General features: G+C 70.6%; 17 protein-coding genes. 3 read left to right on the plus strand and 14 right to left on the minus strand.

Translation table 11 applies throughout. The features are described 5' to 3' along the window. Window positions 1-24 precede the first annotated feature (24 nt). From EV382_RS15135 to EV382_RS15145, 3 genes are all read right to left on the minus strand, one after another. A complete protein-coding gene (locus tag EV382_RS15135; RefSeq protein ID WP_130408837.1) occupies window positions 25-618 on the minus strand; it encodes a nucleotidyltransferase family protein in 594 nt (197 codons plus the stop codon). A gap of 132 nt (window positions 619-750) precedes the next feature. Further along, window positions 751-1,233 (minus strand): hypothetical protein, encoded by a 483-nt coding sequence (locus tag EV382_RS15140; protein WP_130402508.1) that lies wholly within the window; start codon window positions 1,231-1,233, stop codon window positions 751-753. A gap of 69 nt (window positions 1,234-1,302) precedes the next feature. Continuing rightward, window positions 1,303-2,982, minus strand: a complete 1,680-nt coding sequence (locus EV382_RS15145; RefSeq protein ID WP_208758424.1) for a bifunctional 3'-5' exonuclease/DNA polymerase — start codon at window positions 2,980-2,982, stop codon at window positions 1,303-1,305. 151 nt (window positions 2,983-3,133) lie between these two features. Here EV382_RS15145 and EV382_RS15150 point away from each other — a divergent pair, with 151 nt between their 5' ends. Both EV382_RS15150 and EV382_RS15155 read left to right on the plus strand, forming a co-directional pair. Next, window positions 3,134-4,873 carry an ABC transporter transmembrane domain-containing protein gene (locus EV382_RS15150; RefSeq protein WP_244236954.1) on the plus strand — a complete coding sequence of 580 codons (1,740 nt, stop codon included), beginning with the start codon at window positions 3,134-3,136 and terminating at the stop codon, window positions 4,871-4,873. Beyond that, complete coding sequence (locus EV382_RS15155; RefSeq protein WP_130402510.1) at window positions 4,870-6,624, plus strand: ABC transporter ATP-binding protein; 1,755 nt, start codon at window positions 4,870-4,872, stop codon at window positions 6,622-6,624. Before EV382_RS15150 ends, EV382_RS15155 begins: the two co-directional genes overlap by 4 nt. A gap of 113 nt (window positions 6,625-6,737) precedes the next feature. On the opposite strand, the gene EV382_RS33490 is transcribed toward EV382_RS15155, so the two are convergent. From EV382_RS33490 to EV382_RS15185, 6 genes are all read right to left on the minus strand, one after another. Further along, window positions 6,738-8,123 (minus strand): transposase, encoded by a 1,386-nt coding sequence (locus tag EV382_RS33490; protein WP_244236484.1) that lies wholly within the window; start codon window positions 8,121-8,123, stop codon window positions 6,738-6,740. A 173-nt stretch (window positions 8,124-8,296) separates the two neighbouring features. Continuing rightward, complete coding sequence (locus EV382_RS15165) at window positions 8,297-9,100, minus strand: carbohydrate ABC transporter permease (protein WP_341870186.1); 804 nt, start codon at window positions 9,098-9,100, stop codon at window positions 8,297-8,299. Window positions 9,101-9,265: 165 nt separating this feature from the next. Continuing rightward, a complete protein-coding gene (locus EV382_RS15170; RefSeq protein WP_130402514.1) occupies window positions 9,266-10,207 on the minus strand; it encodes a carbohydrate ABC transporter permease in 942 nt (313 codons plus the stop codon). A 31-nt stretch (window positions 10,208-10,238) separates the two neighbouring features. Further along, window positions 10,239-11,651 (minus strand): N-acetylglucosamine/diacetylchitobiose ABC transporter substrate-binding protein, encoded by a 1,413-nt coding sequence (gene ngcE / locus EV382_RS15175; protein ID WP_130402516.1) that lies wholly within the window; start codon window positions 11,649-11,651, stop codon window positions 10,239-10,241. Window positions 11,652-11,676: 25 nt separating this feature from the next. Next, on the minus strand, window positions 11,677-12,426 hold the full coding sequence (locus EV382_RS15180; protein ID WP_091403970.1) for a sugar isomerase domain-containing protein: 750 nt from the start codon (window positions 12,424-12,426) through the stop codon (window positions 11,677-11,679). Further along, complete coding sequence (locus EV382_RS15185; protein WP_130402518.1) at window positions 12,423-13,376, minus strand: MurR/RpiR family transcriptional regulator; 954 nt, start codon at window positions 13,374-13,376, stop codon at window positions 12,423-12,425. The genes EV382_RS15180 and EV382_RS15185 overlap by 4 nt, the downstream gene beginning before the upstream one ends. A 206-nt stretch (window positions 13,377-13,582) precedes the next feature. Here EV382_RS15185 and EV382_RS15190 point away from each other — a divergent pair, with 206 nt between their 5' ends. Further along, entirely contained in the window at window positions 13,583-14,569 is a 987-nt protein-coding gene (locus EV382_RS15190; RefSeq protein ID WP_130402520.1) for an N-acetylglucosamine kinase, read from the plus strand. 78 nt (window positions 14,570-14,647) lie between these two features. On the opposite strand, the gene EV382_RS15195 is transcribed toward EV382_RS15190, so the two are convergent. From EV382_RS15195 to EV382_RS15215, 5 genes are all read right to left on the minus strand, one after another. Further along, window positions 14,648-15,538 carry a carbohydrate ABC transporter permease gene (locus EV382_RS15195; RefSeq protein ID WP_244236705.1) on the minus strand — a complete coding sequence of 297 codons (891 nt, stop codon included), beginning with the start codon at window positions 15,536-15,538 and terminating at the stop codon, window positions 14,648-14,650. Beyond that, entirely contained in the window at window positions 15,535-16,443 is a 909-nt protein-coding gene (locus EV382_RS15200) for a carbohydrate ABC transporter permease (RefSeq protein ID WP_130402522.1), read from the minus strand. The genes EV382_RS15195 and EV382_RS15200 overlap by 4 nt, the downstream gene beginning before the upstream one ends. 68 nt (window positions 16,444-16,511) lie before the next feature. After that, complete coding sequence (ngcE, locus tag EV382_RS15205) at window positions 16,512-17,927, minus strand: N-acetylglucosamine/diacetylchitobiose ABC transporter substrate-binding protein (RefSeq protein ID WP_130402524.1); 1,416 nt, start codon at window positions 17,925-17,927, stop codon at window positions 16,512-16,514. A 195-nt stretch (window positions 17,928-18,122) separates the two neighbouring features. Then, on the minus strand, window positions 18,123-18,929 hold the full coding sequence (locus EV382_RS15210) for a hypothetical protein (protein ID WP_130402526.1): 807 nt from the start codon (window positions 18,927-18,929) through the stop codon (window positions 18,123-18,125). A 30-nt stretch (window positions 18,930-18,959) separates the two neighbouring features. Next, the gene (locus EV382_RS15215) at window positions 18,960-19,835 is read right to left on the minus strand and encodes a hypothetical protein (RefSeq protein ID WP_130402528.1); all 876 of its coding nucleotides are present in this window, start codon (window positions 19,833-19,835) and stop codon (window positions 18,960-18,962) included. Window positions 19,836-19,857 lie beyond the last annotated feature (22 nt).

Genomic DNA, 19,857 nt, shown 5'->3' on the forward strand with positions numbered 1-19,857 from the left:
ACGCCTCCTGGACCGTCGGCCGCCTCAGACCCCGACGCGTTGGGGCGGGACGGTGAGGCCGTACAGGTCCATCAGCTCTGGGGTGTCGATCCGGCTGCCGTCGGCCACTGAGTCGCAGGCGATGTCCACGATCTGGTCCTTGTGCGCCAACAGGTATGGCCGGGCGCCCACATCGGCGCTGGCCAGGGTGGCGATGCCGGGCCAGTGCCGGCGACCGAACAGCATCGGGTAGCCGCGCAGCCCGTCGTAGGTGGCGCAGACCAGCACGTCCGGGTACGGCAGCGCGGCCACCCGCCTGACCGCCGTGGCGGTCAGGCCCGGCATGTCGACCGGGACCACCACCACCGCCTCGATCCCGTCGTCGTCCATGGCGGCCAGGCCGGCCCGGATGGACGAGCCGACTCCGGTGCCCCACGCCTTGTTGATCACAACGGTGGCCTTGCCGAGGTCAGCGGTCTCCTGGACCTGCTCGGCGGCGGCACCCAACACGACCACGATCCGCTCGCAGCCCGCCTCGGTCATCGTGTCGATCATCTGATTGACCAGGGGTTTGCCTCCCTGGTGCAGCAGCGCCTCGGGACCACCGATCCGTCGTCCCCCGCCTGCGGCGATGATCATTCCTGCGATCCGGTTCAGCTGCGCCCCCTCCAGCACGGGACGGACCGTGACCGATCCGTCCCCTCCTACGGACACTGCAACGAGGACGGCCAGCCGAGGGTGGCGGGGCGAAAAGGAGAAATAGCACAACCGTTACACGACCGGCATCTCCTGCGGGAACGGAAGGTGCTGGTCGTGACGCGTGATCCGTCGGGCCAGGCCGCGCACGGTCAGCGCGTACAGGATCACCGGAGCGAGGACGAGGAGCGCGGCGATCGCCGCGACCAGGGGCACGTAGCCGGCCGACACCCGCGTGACGATCGCCCCGACGGTGGCGTACCCGGCGGCCAGAACGACCGCGACGAGCGCGGCCAGCCGCACCACCCTGCCGGTCCCCTGCCGCCGACCCACGGCCTCGGCGACGACCACAGCCGGCAGGAAGAGCAACGGGAGCAGAGCCACGCCGAGCACGGCGGCGACCACCGCGAGCAGCGGCCCGGCCAGCGGGCCCCCCAACCCGGACCCGGTAACCAGCGCGTACGCCAGCAGACCGAGGTAGCCCACGATGGCCTCAGCGACGAAGACCAACCAGGCGACGGCCATCCCGGCCAGATGACGGGCGATGACGGCGACCATGGCACTCCCCGTTCCGACGGCTGCGCGACGCTGCGGTCAGGCTAACCGACGCCCGCGCAACCCTACGGATCAGGCCGCGTCGGCGTAGCAGTCCACGATGGACAGATCCAGCGGAAAGCGGACCGGCGTCGCACCGAAGAGCAGCGCCGAGGCGCGCTCGCCGGACCGGTTGACCGCCTCCGCCACCGCGTCCGCCTGCTCGGCGGGCGCGTGCACGACCACCTCGTCGTGCTGGAAGAACACCAACTCGGCGTCGGTGCCGGACAACTCCGTCCGCAGCGTCGCCAACAGCGTGGAGGCCCACTCCGCGGCGGTGGCCTGGATGACGAAGTTGCGGGTGAAACGCCCCCGGGACCGGGCGGCCCGTGCCCGCGGCCCGCGCGGATCGGCCGCCCCCTCCGGGTCGGCGGGCTCGTCGTCGAGACCACCGAAACCGACCGAGCCCGGCGGGCACGTCCGCCCCAACCAGGACCGCACCAACCCGCCCGTCTCACCGGTACGCGCGGCCGCCTCGACGTAACCGAACGCCGTCGGGTAGCTGCGCTTGAGCACCGCCAACGCGGGCAGCGCGGCCCCGCCGGTCTGCCCGTACATCGCACCGAGCAGCGCCACCTTGGCCTTGGCCCGGTCACCGCCGAACGAGTCCCGGGCGAGGGCCGCGTAGAGGTCACCGGCGCCGCCCGCCGCCGCCAACCGCGCGTCGCCGGAGACCGCGGCCAACACCCGAGGCTCCAACTGGCCGGCGTCGGCGACCACCAACCGCCACCCCGGATCGGCCACCACCGCCCGCCGGATCACCTTGGGGATCTGCAACGCGCCACCACCCCGGGTGGCCCACCGCCCGGAGACGACACCACCCGGCACGTACTCCGGTTGGAACCGGCCACCGCGCACCCACTGATCGAGCCAGGACCAGCCGTGCGCCGTCCAGATCCGGTAGAGCTCCTTGTATTCCAACACCAGTGGCACCGCCGGATGGTCCACCCCGCGCAGCACCCAGGCCCGGGTGTTGGGCAGCTCCACCCCGACCCGGGCGAACGCCTTCAGCAACTCCGCCGGGGAGTCGGTGTGCAGACCGCGGACGCCCAGCGCGTCGCCGATCCGGGCCGCCAACTCGGCGAGCCGGCGCGGCGGCCCACCGACCGGGGACGCCTCCCCGAGCAGCTCACGCAGGATCTCGTTGTGCACGTCGGCACGCCAGGGCAGCCCGGCGACGCCCATCTCCACCGCGATCAGCGCGCCGGCCGACTCGGCGGCCACCAGCAACCGGAACCGGCCGGGGTGCTCGGTCGCGCCGACGCGGGCGAGCTGGTCGGCGTACACCCGGGTCAGTGCCTCGATGCCCGGCCCCGGCGGACCGGGCAGGGTGTCGAAGAGCGCGCCCTGCCCGTGCCCGGGTGGCGCGGCGGCGCGCGGCGGCGGGTCGGGCGGCACCGCCGCGCCGGTCAGCCGGGCCCAGGCGGCGGCCAGCGAGCGCGGCTCACCCCAGCGACCCGCGTGCCCGAGCAGCAGCGCCTCGGTCAACTCCACGTCGTGGCACCGGTCGACCCGGACGCCGGCGCGCAGCAGCGGCGGGTAGACCGCCGGCGCGGTCGACCAGACCCAGCGCGGGTGCTCGGCGGCCTCCCGGGCGGCCACCGCGGCCACCAGGTCGGCGACGACCTCGGGCGGGCCGACCGGCCGGCCGGTGGCGTCCAGCGGGCACAACACTCCCCCACCCCGCTCGTCGGACACCACCGCCACCAGCACGAACGTGATTCTGCCTCTTCCCTACGACAGAAACGGAGGCGCACCTCACCATGATCGGGTCGGCGCGGCGCCGGGGCCGATCGGTAGCGTGACCAGGGTGCCTATCCAGATCCCGCATCCCGATCCTGGCACTCCCGACACCCGCGGCCCGATGCGGTACCTGTGGTGGCTGGTCCGCTGTCAGCCCGGGCGGGTGCTGCGCGGCAGCCTGATCGGCACGGCCTGGATGGTCGGGCTCTCGGCCCGGCCCTACCTGATCTCCCGCGCGGTCGACGACGGGCTACGCGAACGCGACACCCGCGCCCTGGCCTTCTGGGTCGTGGTGATCGTCCTCGGGGGTGTGGTGGAGTCCTACCTCGGCATCATGCGGCACCGCACGATGACCTTCATCCGGGAGGACGCGAAGGCCCGCTCGGCGGAGGTCCTGCTGCGTCACCTGTCCCGCATCGGTGCGGTGCTGCCGCGCCGGGTCGGCGCGGGTGAGGTGTCCACCGTCGGCGGCTCCGACATCGACTGGGCTGCGCAGGTGCTGACGCTGACCGGGCCGGGCGTCGGCGCGGTCATGGCGTACGGGGTCATCGCCGTGGTGCTCTGGTCGGTCTCCCCGCTGCTCGCGCTCTGCGTGCTGGTGGGGGTGCCAGTGGTCGGGCTGGTCGTCGGGCCGCTGCTGCGCCGGCTGGAGCGGGCCGAGTCGGTCTACCGGGGGCAGCAGGGCGCGCTCACCGCCCGATCGGGCGACATCGTGGCCGGGCTGCGCGTGCTCGCCGGGGTGGGTGGACGGGACCTGTTCGCCCGACGGTACGCGGCCAGGTCCCAGCAGCTGCGCGCCGAGGGCTACCGGGTCGGCGCGGTCAACAGCTGGATCGAGGCGGCCACGATCGCCATCCCCGGCTTGTTCCTGGCGGCGGTGGTGTGGCTGACGGCCCGGATGGCGGTGACCGGTGACGTCACGATCGGCGAACTGGTCGCCGTATACGGCTACGTGGCGACCCTGATCGTGCCGGTCTGGTTTCTGCTGGAGGGCAGTCACCAGCTCATCCGGGGTCGGGTCGCCGCGCGGCGGATCGCCGACCTGCTGACCGTGACACCGGACGACGTCGGCGGCCCGGGTCGCCGCTGGCCGGGCACCGTGCCGGAGGCGCGCCGACCGGGTGAGCCGGCCGCGCCCGACGGCCCGGCCGACCTGCACGACCCGGTGAGCGGGCTGACCGTACCCGCCGGCCAGCTGATCGGGGTGGCGGCGGACGACCCGGCGGCGGCCGTGGCCCTGGCCGACCGACTCGGCCGCTACGTCCCCAGCGACGTCACCTGGGGCGGCGTGCCGTTGAGTGGGGTCGCCCTGGACGAGGTCCGTGCCCGGGTCCTCGTCGCCGACCACGACTCGTACCTCTTCGCCGGCACCCTGCGCGACATCCTGCGTGCCGGGGCCGACGACAACGACGAGCGGATCGGCGTGGCCCTGCGGGCCGCGTCGGCGCAGGACATCGTCGACACCCTGCCGGCCGGGCTGGACACCCCGATCGACGCCCGCGCCCGCACCCTCTCCGGCGGTCAGCGGCAACGGCTGCGCCTGGCCCGGGCGCTGCACAGCGAACCGGAGGTGCTGATCCTCGTCGACCCGACGTCGGCGGTCGACGCGCACACCGAGGCACGCATCGCCGAGCGGCTGCGGGCGGCGCGGGCCGGACGGACAACCGTCGTGATCGCCACGTCGCCGCTGCTGCTCGGCCGAGCCGACCTGGTCGCGCACCTGGTCGGTGACCGGATCACGGCCACCGGCAGCCACGCCGACCTGCTCGACCGCGACCCGGGCTACCGCCACCTGGTGGCCCGGGGCAGCGACGACCCCGACCTGGACAAACCCGCCGACACCGAGGAGGTGTACCGGTGACCGGGCTGCCGGTGGCCGACCGCCGCACCGTACGCCGGGCCCTGCGGGAGCTGATCAGCCGGCACCGCCGCGCCGTCGGGCTGGTGCTGGCGCTGCACTGCGCCGCCGCGGTCGCCGGGCTCGCCCCGCCGTGGCTGCTGGGCGCCATCGTCGATCGGGTCACCGGGGGCGCGGGGGTGGCCACCGTGGACCGGCTGGCGCTGGCCATCACCGGCTGCGTCGCGGCCAGCGCGGTGCTCACGCGGTACGCCCAGTACGCCGGCCACCGCTTCGGCGAACGGGCCATCGCCGAGCTGCGCGAGGAGTTCGTCTCCCGGACCCTCGGCCTGCCGGTCTCGGTCGTCGAGCGCGCCGGCTCCGGGGACCTGGCCACCCGCAGCTCCGTCGACGTCGCGACGGTCGGCACCACCGTCCGGGAGGTGGTACCGACCATCGTCATCGCCTCGGTGCAGTTGACGTTGCTGTTCGGGGCGGTCTTCCTACTGCACCCGCTGCTTGGGCTGGCCGCGCTGGCCTCGCTCCCGTCGATCCTGGCGGTGACCCGGTGGTACCTGCGCCGGGCCAGCCCCGCGTACCTCGCCGAGGGCGCGGCGTCGGCCGAGTTGACCGAGACGCTGACCACCACCGCCGAGGGCGCCCGCACGGTGGAGGCGCTGCGGCTGACCGACGACCGCGTCCGGCACGGCACCACCCGGGTCGCCGTGCTGTGGCAGGCCCGCCGGGCCACCCTCGCGCTGCGGACCGTGTTCTTCTCGGTCGTCGAGGCCAGCTACCCGCTGCCGGTCGCCACCGTCCTGCTGGTCGGGGGCTTCCTGTTCGCCCGGGACATGGTGTCGCTCGGCGCGGTGGTCGCCGCCGCGCTCTACCTGCAACAGGCGATCGAGCCGCTGGATCGGCTGTTGATCTGGACGGAGCAGGCGCAACGCGGCTTCGCGTCGTACGCCCGGGTGCTCGGCGTCGGCCTGGTCCCACCGGAGCCGCCCGGCACGACCGCGCCGTCCCGCGGTGAGCGGCTCGTGGTCCGGGGGGCGCGGTTCTCCTACTCCGACGACGGGCCGGACGTGCTGCACGGCATCGACCTGGAGGTGCAGCCCGGTGAGCGGCTGGCCGTCGTCGGGCCATCCGGCGCCGGGAAGTCCACCCTGGCCCGGCTGCTGGCCGGGATCGACGCGCCCCGGCACGGTGTGGTCAGCATCGGCGGCTGCCCGGTGACCGACCTCGACCCGGCCGAGCGCCGCCGCCGGATCGCCCTGGTCACCCAGGAACACCACGTCTTCATCGGCTCGGTACGCGACAACCTCTCGTTCGCCGCGCCCGACGCCTCCGACGACCAGATGCGCGCCGCGCTGCTGACCGTGGGCGCCCAGTGGTTCGCGGACCTCCCCGACGACCTGGACACCCAGCTCGGCGACGGGGCCCGTCAGCTCGGCGCGGCCGAGGCCCAGCAGTTGGCGCTGGCCCGGTTGGTGCTCGCCGACCCGCACACGTTGATCCTGGACGAGGCGACCGCCGCGCTCGATCCGACCACCGCCCGACGGACCGAACGCGCGCTGGCCGCCGTGCTGGTCGGGCGGACCGTCATCGCGATCGCGCACCGGCTGAACACCGCGCACGACGCCGACCGGGTCGCCGTGCTCGCGGACGGCCGGATCACCGAGATCGGCAGCCACGACGAGCTGGTCGCGGCCGGTGGCGCGTACGCCGCCCTGTGGCGCTCCTGGCACACCCAGGTCGACGAGCACCCGAGATGACGAAGGGGCACCTCGTTCCCGAGGTGCCCCTTCCTCGTGTTTTGACCGTTCTGTGGGCAGGGTGGTTTGGCGGTGTGGTGGGGGTGTGTTCGTGGTGGTGTGGGTGAGGGCTGTCATTTGCCCTTGTGGACGGCGTTTTTGCGGATGATCGGGTAGCGGGTTCGGCGTTTGCGGCGTTTCCCGGCGGGGCGGCCGGGTCCGGGGTGTCCGGGTTTCGGGTTGCCTGGTGGTTGCCAGGCGTTGCGCAGAGCGGGCGAAACCTGCCGGCGTGTCTGGCCGGGGGTCGGGCTGGTGGTGGTGGCGGGTTCCCAGGGCAGTCGGTGGTGGGTGATGTGGGTGCGGGCGCAGAACAGGTGTAGGTAGGCGTAGGCGTGCAGGCGTAGCCAGGTGGTCAGGGTGCCGGGCTGGCGGGGGTGGAAGTCCGGGGCCTGGGCGGTGCTCTTGAGATATCGGAAGTAGTGCTCGATGTCGAAGCGGGCCAGGTAGGTCATGACCAGGGTGAGTAGGTCGCGGCGGCGGCCGGAGTACCAGAGAGCGAGGTCGCCGGCGCGGCGGCTGGGGCGCAGGTGTTGGACCCGGGCGAGGAGCACGCTGCCCTCGACGATCGGGAGGGTGCCCTGGCCGGTGAAGCCCCGGCTGGCGCGGGTGAGTTTGGGATGGACCTGATGCCAGGCCCGGACGGTGACGGTGCCGTAGATACCGACCGGGCCGCTGACACCGGTATCCGGGGGTAGGCCGGGCTCGCGCAGAGCGAGGCGGAACCCGTGCCGGCGGGGCCGGCCTCCGAGGGGGTGAGCGGCCCGGCGTTCGGGCCGGGTCCACATGGTCTGCGAAGTCGCCAGCCTGACTAGCACGTCCGCGGGAATCCCGCGCTCGCGCAGCAGATGGGTGATCCGGGCCGCGGGATAACCGGAGTCCAGCAGAAACAGTGACGGATCGGCCGGGCGGGCGCCGTCCTGGGCGCAGACTCGGGTGATGTGGTCCACGGTGACCTCCACCAGATCGTCGTCGGAGGCGATCCGGTCGGCCAGCACCGGCACGACCCACGAGTCCGGAGTCAGAGACAGCCGCACGACATGCTGATACCGCCACCCCGTCTTGATCAGCGCCGTGCCGCGGGGCCCGCCGGGGGTGTACTGCGGCTGCCGGTCCGGGCTGGTGGCTGCGGTCGGCCGCGGCCACGCGGTGGTGTCAACGGCATACACCCGCGGCAGACCGGACCGCGTGGCGATCTCGCACGCCGCCCGTAACGCCCGGCCGGTGTCGATCTCGCCGTCACGTAACGCCCGGTACGCCGCAGCGTGCCCGGTGACCGTGCTCAGCGATAGATGCGCCGGGCAACCACACCGGCCCTGATCAGCGGCCAACTCGTCGACCAGCGAGAACAACGTCCGTGACCGGGACGCGAGAACGCCCTCGTACAACTCCCGCCGCCACGCATCCAACAAGATCCGGCCCAGCTCGCTGTCACCGGCACCGGTAGCCGTTACGCTTCTCATCGAGGACCCTGCCCATTGATGATCTTTGTGTGAGAACTCAGATCATGGACAGGGTCCTCCCCATTCCGCTAGACCTCGACCACCACGAATCCCCTCGATGGTCAAAACACGAGGAAGGGGCACCTCGTTCCCGAGGTGCCCCTTCCCGAGGTGCCCCTTCGCGGTACGGATGGTTACTTGCCGACGCCCGCGGTGAGGCCGGACTGCACCTGCCGCTGGAAGATGATGTAGACCACGAGCACCGGGAGCATCGCCATGGTCACCCCGGCGAAGAGGCCCGACCAGTCGGACTTGTAGCCCTGGTTGACCGAGAGTTCGATCAGGCCCTGGGCGATCACCTGGTTCTTCTCCTCCCCCGCGACCGACTGCATGAGCAGGGTCGGCAGGTACCACTGGTTCCACTGGCCCAGCACGTTGAAGATGCCGATGCTGATCAGGCCGGGCTTGGACATCGGCAGCATGACGCTGAAGAAGAGTCGGCTGTGCGATGCGCCGTCCACCATGGCCGCCTCGGCGATGGTGTTGGGCAGCGTGCGGAAGAACGAGTGCATGAAGAAGACCGTGAACGACAGCGACCAGGCGACGTACACCAGGATCAGCATGAGGTGCTTGTTCGGGCCGAGCATCGGGAGGTAGACGCTCGTGTTGTAGACGCCCTTGAACAGCGGCACCGCGGCCAGGTAGACCGGCAGGGTCAGGCCGGAGAGGAACACGTAGTAGATCAGCCGGTTGCCCCGGAACTCGTAGCGGGCCAACGCGTACGCGGCCATCGAACCCAGCAGCATGGTGAGGGTGACACTGCCGGCCAGCACCAGCACGGTGTTGAGGAAGAACGACCCGAGGTGCCCCGCGCCCCAGGCCCGGGCGAAGTTGTCCCAGTTGAGCTTTGCCGGGATCAGGGACAGCGGTTGGCGGATGACCTCCGAGTCGGTCTTCAGCGCCGACATCACCACCCACAGCAGCGGGTAGATCACCATCACGGCCCAGACCAGCAGGAAGACGTGGGAGAAGCCGTTGAAGAACCGGCCGCCCACCGCGGCCGCGGTGGACCCGCCACCGGCACCACGCTTGGATGGCGTGTCCGGGCTCTGGTCGGGACGGGTCAGACCATCGTGAGTCGCTGTGCTCATCGTCCAGCCTCCTCAGTACTCGATACGCTCACGACGGGTGATCCGGAGCTGCGCCGCGGCGAGCAGGATCGTGAAGATCGCCAAGGCGACACCCATCGCGCAGGCGTAACCGAACTGGCCCTTCTGGAACGCGGTGAAGTTCAGCACCGACGCGAAGATCTCACTGGCGTGGTTCGGGCCGCCCTGGCTGGGCGTCATGACGAAGACCAGGGCGTACATGTCCAGTGCGATGAAGCCCAGGTAGACCCAGGCGACCGAGACGGTGTCCCGCAGCAGGGGCAACGTGATCCGGAAGAAGGTGTGGAAGCGGCTGGCCCCGTCCAGGAGCGCCGCCTCGTAGATGTCCTTCGGGATGGACTGCATCGCCGCGCTGAAGAGCACCATGTAGAAGCCCGCGCCGCTCCAGACCGCGATCAGCAGCAGCCACCACAGCACCGCCGGTACGCCGAGGAACGGCTCCGGGTCGGAGGTGAAGGCGATCGGGTTGTCCGCGTCGACCAGACCGATCTTGATCATGAGACCGTTGATCAGACCCTGGCCGTCGCTGCGGTAGATCTGCTGCCACATTACGGCGATGACCACCAGTGACAGCACCTGCGGGAAGAAGAAAATGATCTTGTAGATCCCGGAGCCGAACACCCCGCGGATGCCGGCCCTGTCCTCGCGTCCGCCCACATTGAGCAGGAACGCGAGGAACAGGGCCAGCGCGATGGTGAACAGCGGCACGGTGATCAGGAAAAAGACGTTGTGCCAGAAAGCCTTCCTGATCAACTCATCCGACAGCAGCCGGACGTAGTTGTCCAGACCGACGAAGTTCTGGGTGTCCGAATAACCACCCCAGTCGGTCAACGAGTATCCCGCCGCCTGCACGAAGGGCCACACCACGTAGAAGAGGTACAGCCCAAGCGGCAAGGCCAGGAAACCCGTGACGAAACGCGCAACACCGTGCCGCATGGTCACTCACTTCTCTAGCTGGTCAGGCCTGTCAGGCGGTACGGGTCTGCTTCTTGACCGAGGAGTCCTTCGCGACCTTGTCCGCGGCCGCCTGCATCTTGTCGACAAACTGCTGTGCGGTGAGGCGTCCCGCCATCAGCTCCTCGGCCAGGTTCTGGCTCTCCTTGTCCAGGTCGGCGTAGAAGTCCGGGAACTTGACCGAGATCAGGTCGTCGCTGCCGTTCTTCATCAGCGCGTTGGCCGAGGCCAGGGCGGAATCCTGCACGTTGTCGCCGGAGCCCTTGGTGGAGGCCAGCGACTTGGTCAGCTCGGCGAACTTCGCCGAGCCGGCCTTGGAGAGGATGGCCCGCAGGAACTCCTTCGCGGCCTCCTTGTTCGGGGCCTTGCTCGGCACCACGAAGCCCTCGCCGGAGGAGGCGAAGACGTCCTTGGCGGCCTTGTCCCCGGGCTTGCTCCAGTAGTCCGACAGGGTCATCTCGAAGCCCGGCGGGATGGTCGCCGACATCTCGTTCTTCAGCCAGGTGCCGACCTGGATGAACGCCGCCTTACCGTCGAGCCAGGCCTGCTGCGACTGGGTGTGGTCGAGCTTGCCCGGCAGCAGCAGCTTGTCCTTGACCAGCTTCTCCCACGGCTCCAGCGCCGCGACGATGCCGTCGGCCTTCCAGGCGTTCTCCTTCAGGTTGTCGATGTCGATGATCGGCTGCTTGCCGACGGCCTTCCAGATGCTGGCGAAGAGCGCCCAGCGCGGGTAGTAGCCGTGCGCGGCGTCGTGCACGTACGGCGCCATGCCCTTGGCCTTGATCTTCGGCGCGAGGGCGAAGAACTCGTCCCAGGTGGTCGGCGCGGTCCAGCCCTCACGCTTGAACAGGGCCGCGTTGTACCAGTTGCCCCAGACGGTGTAGGCGACGTTCACCACGTAGAACTTGCCGTTCTGGGTGCCGTCGGTGACGGTGCCGGGCAGCAGGGTGTCGGCGACGGTGCCCTCGCTGTCCCAGGCGGGGGCGGTGAGCAGGTCGTCGAGCGCCTCGATCGCGCCCTCGTTGATCAGCGTGCTGCGGTCCATGATGTCCGCGCCCGAGTTCATCACCAGGTCGCTCGGCTGGGTCGCCATCTTCGGCTGTTCTTCGGTCTTGATCTTCTGGGTGGAGCTCATGTTGACCGTGATGTTCGGGTGCTTGGCGTTGAAGAGGACCTTGTCCTCCTTGGCCCACTGGTCGCCGAGGCCGCCGTTGAAGACGACCACCTTGACCGCGCTGCCGTCCTTGACGCCGAACGGGTTGTCCTTGCTCTTCGCCGCACCGCTGTCGGTGGACTTGGTCGGCTCGCTACCGGCACAGGCACTCAACAGGCCCGCGGCCGGAACGGCGAGCAGACCCGCCGCCGCGGCGCGCTGCAGCAAGGTCCGACGGTTCAGGTCACCGATGTTCTCGGGGGAATCCGACATCTTTGACTCTCCTTGTGGTGTCGGGTCAAGCGGTACGCCGGAGACGCCCGGCGTACCGCGACTCGAGGGCGAGGTTGTGCTCGTCCCCGCCGGGGACGTTGGCGGAGAGGTAGATAGGGGGTACCTCCCCGGCCTGGTGGAACCGTCGTACGACCTCCGCGGTCAGCAACTGCGCCAGCAGTGCCGTGGTGACCGAGGAGACCGCACAGACCGCGCCGCCGCCCTCGAGCGGCAGCAGTGCATCGCCGTACGGCGCGCCGTTGTCCAGCACGACGTCGGCGAGGTCGGCGAGCCGATGCCCCGACGGGTGCCGTGGGGCGACCCGCGCGGTGTGCTCGACCGAGGTGACCGCGATCAACGGGTGACCGCGCTCGGTGACCAGCGCCGCCAGCTCGACCACCGAGCCGTTGATGCCGGACTGGGATGCCACCACGAACACGTCGCGCGGTTGGGGCGCCGCGAGCGCGTAGATCTGGTGGGCGATGGAGGGATCACGTTCCAGCTTCGGGTCGGCGAGCACGTCGCGCGGGGCGTCACCGTGCATCACCAGGTCCCGTACCGAGAGCCGGTTGGTGGGGACCAACCCGCCGGCCCGGGCAACCAGTTCGGCGGCGAACGCCTCCGAGTGCCCGGCGCCGAACGCCTGGAGCACACCGCCGTCGCGCAGGCTGTCGGCGATCAGGTCGGCGGCCCGGGTGATCCCGTCGGCCTCCGAGTCGAGCAGCCGGTCGAGCACCGGGCGGACGGCGTCCGCGTACCCCTGGGCGCTGATCATGAAACGACCCCTTTCGCGGCCTTGTGCCCGTCGACGGCCTGCGCGGTGCGCCGGAAGGCCGCGTGCGCGCGGTCGTGCGTGCGTTGGGCGACGGCGATGTAGAGCAGGTCGAGCACCACCAGCTGGGGGTGCCGGGCGGAGAGCGCGTCCGGCCGGAAGGTGGTCGCCTGGCTGGCCGTGAGCAGCACGATGTCGGCCAGCTCGGCCAACGGTGAACGGGGAAAGCCGGTGAGCGCGAGCGTGGTGGCGCCGCGGCTGCCCGCCTCGGCGAGCATCTCGATGGTCTCCCGGGTCTGCCCGGTGTGCGAGATGCCCAGCGCCACGTCCCCCGATCGCAGCAACGCGGCGCTGGCCAACCCCTCGTGCACGTCGTTCCACGCCCACGCCGCCACGCCGATGCGGTGCAGGCTGAACTGCATCTCCTCGCCGACCAGGGCGCTGCCACTGGCGCCGAAGATGTTCACCCGGCTGGCACCGGCTATCGCCACCGCGGCCCGTTCCACCTCGCCGAGGTCGAGCAGGGTGGCGGTGTCGTGCATGGCCCGGGTGTCGGCGGCCATGATCTGGTCGAGCACGCGGGCGAGCGGGTCGCTGGGCTGGATCTCCCGTCCGATGTCGACGGTCCACCCGGCCGAGCGTGCCCGGCCGGTCTCGGAGGCGATGCCCAGCCGCAGGTCGGCGTACCCCTCGAAGCCCATCGCCCGGCAGAAGCGGGTGATGGTCGCCGGTGAGGTGCCGCTGCGCTCGGCCAGTTCGACGATTGTCGAGCGGGCGGCGGCCTCCGGGTCGCTGAGCACGTGCTCGGCGACCCGGCGCAGCGCGCCGGTCAGCTCACCGAGCCCGTTGCGGACCCGGGCCAACACCCCGTCGGAGGCTGAGCTGCGCCGGTCGATCACGTCGGCGTCGACCACCGCGGTCCCCGCGGCGGTGTCCACCTCGTGATCAACCATGAGTCGCCTCAGCTTTCCGAAAAGACTGTTAACTGTTAGTGGTAAAAGTTCTTACTGAACGACCCTCTATGTCAAGACCGTGGGCGAAGTTTTCAAACTGTTACCTGGCGCACAGCCCTCGAACCCCGCCCCAACTTGCCCCGCACGACCCCGCCGACCAGCATGAACAAGCCAGATCGCCGCCTCGCGCAAGGAGAATCGTGCCGATGTCCGACACCGTCGTGGTGGGTCTCGATGTCGGCGGTACGTCCACCCGGGCGGCCGCGCTCACCCTCACCGGACAACGCGTCGGCACCGGCCGCGCCGGCGGCGGCAACCCCACCAGTCACGGCGCCGAACGCGCCGCGGCCGAACTGCTGACCGCCCTGCGCGAAGCGCTCGCCGACGTCGACCCGACCCGGGTGGCCGCCGGCACCATCGGGCTCGCCGGCGCCGGCCGGCTGCTCGCCGACCCGGCCGGCCGGGCCGCCTTCGACCGGGCCTGGCACGACGCCGGCCTGCGCTGCCCGTACGAAGTGCACGGCGACGCCCTGGTCGCCTACGCCTCCGGCACCGCCGCACCCGACGGGACCATCCTCATCGCCGGCACCGGGGCGATCACCGCGCAGGTCCACGAGCTACGGCTCGACCGCATCGCCGACGGCCACGGCTGGCTCCTCGGCGACGCCGGCTCGGGCTTCTGGCTCGGTCGGGAAGCGGTCCGCCGACTACTCGCCGACCTCGACGCGGGCCGCGCCCCTGGCACGCTGGCCACGACGGTGCTCACCGAACTGCTCGGCAGCGCCGACATCGCGCCCCGCCCCCGGGACACCGTCGACGCCACCATCCAGGCGGTGACCCGTCGACCCCCGATCGAGCTGGCCCGGCTCGCGCCACTCGCCGTCGACGCCGCCACCCACGGCGACCCGGTCGCCACCGCGCTGCTCGCCGAGGCCGCCGCGCACCTGGTCGACAGCGTGGGCCGGATCCGCCCGGACGGGGCGGTGACACCCGTCGTGCTGGGCGGCGGGCTGCTCACCGGGGACACCCCACTGGCCACCGCCGTCCGGGCCGAGGTCGGCCGGCGCTGGCCGGCCGCCCCGCTCCGTACCGCTGGCGACGGGGCCGCCGCCGCGGCCTGGCTGGCCGCCCGCGACCTGGCCGAGGTCACCGACCCCGCCGCCCTGCACGCCCGCCTCTTCCCCACCCCCTGACCCACCACGACCGCAGCTCGGCGTGGCCGCGCCGGGCTGCGAGTGTGATGATCGGGATCGGTCAGCGACGAGTGCTGGCTACTTGAGCTGCCCGGCGGTCAGGCCGGCCTGCACCTGGCGCTGGAACGCCACGTACACGGCGAGCACCGGTAGCACCGCGATGCTCAGCCCGGCGAAGAGCCGCGCGTAGTCACCGGCGTAGCCCTGACTGACCGAGAGCGCGAACAACCCCTGCGCCAACATCCACTTGGACTCGTCGCCCTGCAACAACACCTGCGGTAACAGGAACTGGTTCCAGTGGCTGAGGAAGTTGAAGATCGCCACGCTGATCAATCCCGGACGCGCCATCGGCAGCATCACCCGGAAGAACAGCCGGAAGTGACCGCATCCGTCGACCAGCGCGGCCTCCGCCACCGACGTCGGCAGGGTCCGGAAGAACGCGGTCAGGAAGAACACCGTGAAGGGCAGCGAGTAGGCCGCGTACACCAGGATCAGGCCGAGCCAGGTGTTGAACAGCCCGACGTTGCGGACCACGAAGAAGAGCGGCACCAGGGCCAGGAACACCGGGAACATCAGACCGCCGACGAACAGGTAGTAGACGACCTGGCGGCCCCGGAACTCGTACCGGGCGAAGACGTACGCGGCGGTGGCGCCCATCAGCATGGTGAGGCTGACCGAGCCGGCCACCACCACCAGGCTGTTGAGGAAGTACCGGCCGATGTGCGCGCTGGTCCAGGCCCGCGCCCAGTTGTCCAGGTGCAGCGCGCCGGGCAGCCCCCACGGGTCGGCGAGGATCTCACCGTTGGTCTTGAACGAGCTGATGAACATCCACAGCAACGGCAGGACGGTGAGCAGGCCCCAGAGCAGCAGGAAGCCGTGCGAGAGGGTGTTGGCCACGCCGAGTTCCCGGCGCACCGGGCGGTCGCGGCCGACAACCAGGGGGGCGGTGGGCTTATCCACAGTGGTCACGCGTACTCGATCCGTTCGCGCCGGCCGATGCGCAGCGACAGCACCGCCACCGAGAGGGTCAGGAAGAACATCACCACGCCGATCGCCGAGGCGTAGCCGAACTTGGTCTCACTGCCGAAGGCGGTGTCGTACATCCGTACGCCGATCACGTCGGTGGAGAAGTTCGGGCCGCCGTTGGTCATCAGCTGCACGAGGATGAACCCGTCCAAGGCGAAGATCGCCAGGTAGACCCAGGCGACCTGGACGGTGTCCCAGAGCAGCGGCAGGGTGACCCGGCGCAGGGTGGTGAACCGGGACGCGCCGTCGAGCAGCACCGCCTCGTAGATCTCCCTGGGTACGGCTGACATCGCCGCACCGAACAGCACCACGTAGAAGCCGACGTTGCTCCACACCATCACCGCCAGCACGCACCAGAAGGCGGTCGCCGGGTCGCCGAGCCAGGTCGGCGCGGACAGGCCGAGACCATGCAGAGCGCTGGTGAGCAGCCCCTGGTTGGGGTGGTACACCTCCTTCCAGAGCAGCGCGATGATCACCACGGAGAGCACCTGCGGGAAGAAGTAGACAGTGCGGTAGAGCGCACCACCACGCACGCCGGTCACGCCGGCACTGCCCTTACGCCCGCCCATGGCGAGCATGGTGGCGAAGAAGAGCCCGAGCACGATGGTCAGCACCGGCACCAGAGCCAGCAGGATCACGTTGTTCTTCAGCGCGTTCCACACGTAGTCGTCGTGCCAGAGGGTCTTGAAGTTGGCCAGCCCGACCGGGTTGGCCTCCGCCGAGTAGCCGAGCCAGTCGGTGGTGGAGATCTGGAACGCCTGAAGGTACGGCGAGACGACGAAGAACACGTACAGCAGCACCGGCGGCACCAGGAACGTGCCGATCAGCGGCCACTTGCCATGCTTCACGAGGAGGACCTCTTCCGTGGGGGTACGGCCGGTGGGGGTGGGACCTCTCCCCCACCGGCCCGGGCGGGTCAGGCCGCTCGCTTGTACTTCTTGATCGAGCTGTCCTGGGCGATCGAGTCCGCGCCCTTCTGGCACTGTTCGAGGAACTCCGCGGGGCCGATCCGGCCGCTGAAGAACTCGCCGCACGCGGCGTCGACGAGGTTGCGCTCCAACTTGCGGTAGAAGTTGTTGTAGACCCAGTTGAAGCCGTTGGCGCCGGACGCATCGAGGGCCTTGACCACGGTGCTCAGCCCGTACGGCAGCTCGACGCCCTCGGTGGCGCCGGCGACCACGGTGAGGCTGGCGACCTTCTTCGTGAAGTCCTGGGCGCCCCTCTTGGAGAGCATGGTCCGGAAGTACTCCAGACCACCGGCGACGTTGCGGGCCTTCGCCGGCACCATGAACGGTTCCCCGGCGGTGCCCCGGATCGCCTCGAACGGCAGCATGTCCCCGCTGCCCAAGCTCGGCGTCGGCGCGATGGTCATGTTGAACCCGGCCGGCGTGACGTCCTTCTGCTCGCTCTCCAGCCAGGACCCGCAGGAGATGAAGGCGGCCTTGCCCTGGCACCAGGCGGTCTGCGACTGCTTGTGGTCCAGGCCGGGCGAGCCGTCCAGGATGTACTTGTCCTTGACGATCTGGTACCAGGCGTCGGCGGCGGTCCGCATCGCGTCGGACTTCCAGGCGTTCGGCTCCAGGTTGTCGATGGCGGTCGCCACCGACGGGCCACCGAGCTTGATCGCCGTGGAGATCAGGGGCCAGCTCATGTAGCGCGGGTGCAGACCGGCGTACGTCCAGGGGGCGATGCCGGCGGCCTTGATCTGCTTGCAGAGCGCGATGTGCTCGTCCCAGGTCTTCGCGTACGTCCAGCCCCGGTCGGCGAAGAGCTTGGCGGAGTGCCAGATGCCGTAGGCGGTGTAGGTGTAGTTGAGCACCAGGAACTTGCCGTCGTAGGAGCCGACCTCGACCGCGCCGGGCAGCAGGGTGTCCTTGACCGTCTTGCCGGGGATGTCGAGGCTCGGGGCGGCCAGCAGCTCGTCGAGGCCGGCGAGGGCGTTCTGACTGACCAGGCCGTTGAAGTCGATCTGGCCGGAGCCGGAGTTGTTGACCACGTCCGGTGGGGTGCCGTCGACGAAGCGCGGCTGGAGAGTCTTGCTGATCTCCTGGGTGGACGAGTGCTCGATCTTCGCCTTCGGGTACTTCTCGGTGTACATGGCCTCGTGGGCCTTGGCGTACTCCTCACCGAACCCGCCGCCGAAGATCACCACCTCAAGTGGAGCGTCCTCTTTCACACCGAGCGGATTCTGCGCGCTCTTGGTGCCCTGGTAGGTCTCGGCATCCTTCTTGTCACCGCCACCGCTGGTGGCGCAGCCGGACAGCAGCCCGGCGGCGGGGGTGGCCAGGAGGCCGGCGGCGGCGCTGCGCCGCAGGATGTCACGCCTGTTCATGGGATCTCCTCGGGTCGGGTCGGGCGGATCACCGGTGGGTGGGGGAGGCGTCCGCCGCGCGAGGCGCGGTGATTCTCTTCAGTTCATGCTCTGTTGCTGAAGAATTTCTACGACAGCCGGGCCGGGACTTCAAGTCCTGACGGTCGAACCGTTATCACCACCAGCCGCCCCGGGGCCGCCGCCAGCGCAGAACTGTCAGGACCGGCCGGGCTGCGCGGGTGGCTCGGCCGCTGGCCGCAACGCCTGCGGCGGACCGCTCGCCGCCCGCGCCACCCGGCGCCGGCGCATCGGCAGGTGCAGAGCGGCGGCCACCACCGCGAAGGCCACCCAACCGGCACCCAGCGCCAGGGCCGACGAAACGTCCTGAAGGTAGTGGTACGCGGTGAGGAAACCGACGAGCGCGAGACTGTTGCGGGCGAAGTGCCGACTGAACTCCGCCAACTGCCGGCGGGCCTCGACCGCGACCAGCACCCCCGAGTACGGGAAGGTCACCACCATGCCGCGCAGCACGGCACCGAGCAGCGCGGTGAGGATCGCCCCCACGAAGATCACCACCAGCTTGAGCAACACCGGCAGCCCGTCCGGGCGGGTCTGCCCGACCACGACCACCTCGGCGCGCGGGCCGGTGCTACGACCGGCACGACGGCGCAACCACAGCAGGGCCGCCAACCAGAGCACGAGCGCGCCGGCGAGGGCCGCCTCGAACGGGACCTCGACGGCGAGCAGGCCGGCGCTCAGCGCCACGTACACCACGATCCCCGCCACGTCGGCGAGCAGGATCGGCCAGCGCAACCGCTGGTGCGCGACCGTCACGGTGACGAAGAAGAGATTGAGCCCGAGCACGCCGAGCACCTGCGCACCGGCCACCCGGTGGTCGGTGGCGACCAGGGCGAGCGTCATCGGCAACGGCAGGCTGTAGACCAGCGCGCGGAGCCGGACCGAGCGGATCACACTGACCGCCCAGACCACGGCCGTCACCAGCAGGACCGCGCTCCACGTCATGACCCGCCCGCCCCTGCCCCGGCCGGGCCGTCAGTCCGAGAAGGTCGCGGCGCCCGCGCAGAGGTCGAACACGCGGGTGAGCCGGTCGACGTCCGCCCGGTTGACCGAGAACTGGTTCTCGCCGATCTCACCGTGCGCGGTCATGTGGGCCTCCCAACAGCTCGACCCGTCCCACAGCGTCAGGTTGACGTGCAGGTGCGGACTGACCACACCGAGCGGCAGCAGACCCACCCGCGCCCCGGCCGCACGCTGTCGTTGCACCAGGGCGGACAGCTCATCGCTCAGCGTGGCGTAGACGAAGACCCGGGTGATCTGGACGCCCCGTCGCAGGGCCTCCAGGTTGGCCTCCCAGTAGCGCCGGCCGATCTCGCTGCGCCACCAGCTCAGCTCCCCGCTCACCCGGGGCATCACATTGGTCAACGCATCCAGCCGGTGCACGCAGGTGCGGGTCGCGCCGATCAGATCCTCGTCCTCGTCGCCGCGCCGGATGATCCGACCCTCCGCGAGCTGCTCGGCCTCCACCCGGAACTGCTCGTAGCGTCGCTGCGCCTCCACCGCGACCCGGGTACCCGCATGCTGCTCGGCCGCCGCCCGCACCGCCCCGGCCAACTCCGTGGTGGTACGGACCAGCCAGGGCGGGCCGTCCAACAGGGTGCGCAGGTGAAAGCGACGCTCCGCGCGGGCCAGTGAGTCGACCAGCAGCGAGATGGTGATGCCCATCAGGCCGGCCAACAGCGACTCCACCCCCGAGGCGGCGTTGGTGAGGTCGAGCACGATGCTGAGGGTGATCGACAGCGTGATGCCGACCAACGCCACCGGGTCGGCGTGCGCCACCAGACGAACGAGCCCGCTACCGGACCTGCCGCCCGGTGTCTGTACCCGCTGACGGGCCACGTCACGGATCATCGAGACCCCCAATCAACCGCTC

The sequence above is a fragment of the Micromonospora violae genome (assembly GCF_004217135.1).
GTDB lineage: Bacteria > Actinomycetota > Actinomycetes > Mycobacteriales > Micromonosporaceae > Micromonospora > Micromonospora violae.

Coding starts and splice junctions, on each gene's coding strand:
- EV382_RS15165 (WP_341870186.1), bottom strand. CDS start 9,100: ATGGTGATCTACCCGCTGCTGTGGGTGGTGATGTCGGCGCTGAAGACC.
- EV382_RS15185 (WP_130402518.1), bottom strand. CDS start 13,376: ATGGTTGATCACGAGGTGGACACCGCCGCGGGGACCGCGGTGGTCGAC.
- EV382_RS15170 (WP_130402514.1), bottom strand. CDS start 10,207: ATGCGGCACGGTGTTGCGCGTTTCGTCACGGGTTTCCTGGCCTTGCCG.
- EV382_RS15150 (WP_244236954.1), top strand. CDS start 3,134: ATGCGGTACCTGTGGTGGCTGGTCCGCTGTCAGCCCGGGCGGGTGCTG.
- EV382_RS15180 (WP_091403970.1), bottom strand. CDS start 12,426: ATGATCAGCGCCCAGGGGTACGCGGACGCCGTCCGCCCGGTGCTCGAC.
- EV382_RS15190 (WP_130402520.1), top strand. CDS start 13,583: ATGTCCGACACCGTCGTGGTGGGTCTCGATGTCGGCGGTACGTCCACC.
- EV382_RS15210 (WP_130402526.1), bottom strand. CDS start 18,929: ATGACGTGGAGCGCGGTCCTGCTGGTGACGGCCGTGGTCTGGGCGGTC.
- EV382_RS33490 (WP_244236484.1), bottom strand. CDS start 8,123: ATGAGAAGCGTAACGGCTACCGGTGCCGGTGACAGCGAGCTGGGCCGG.
- EV382_RS15135 (WP_130408837.1), bottom strand. CDS start 618: ATGATCATCGCCGCAGGCGGGGGACGACGGATCGGTGGTCCCGAGGCG.
- EV382_RS15215 (WP_130402528.1), bottom strand. CDS start 19,835: ATGATCCGTGACGTGGCCCGTCAGCGGGTACAGACACCGGGCGGCAGG.
- ngcE (WP_130402524.1), bottom strand. CDS start 17,927: ATGAACAGGCGTGACATCCTGCGGCGCAGCGCCGCCGCCGGCCTCCTG.
- EV382_RS15140 (WP_130402508.1), bottom strand. CDS start 1,233: ATGGTCGCCGTCATCGCCCGTCATCTGGCCGGGATGGCCGTCGCCTGG.
- ngcE (WP_130402516.1), bottom strand. CDS start 11,651: ATGTCGGATTCCCCCGAGAACATCGGTGACCTGAACCGTCGGACCTTG.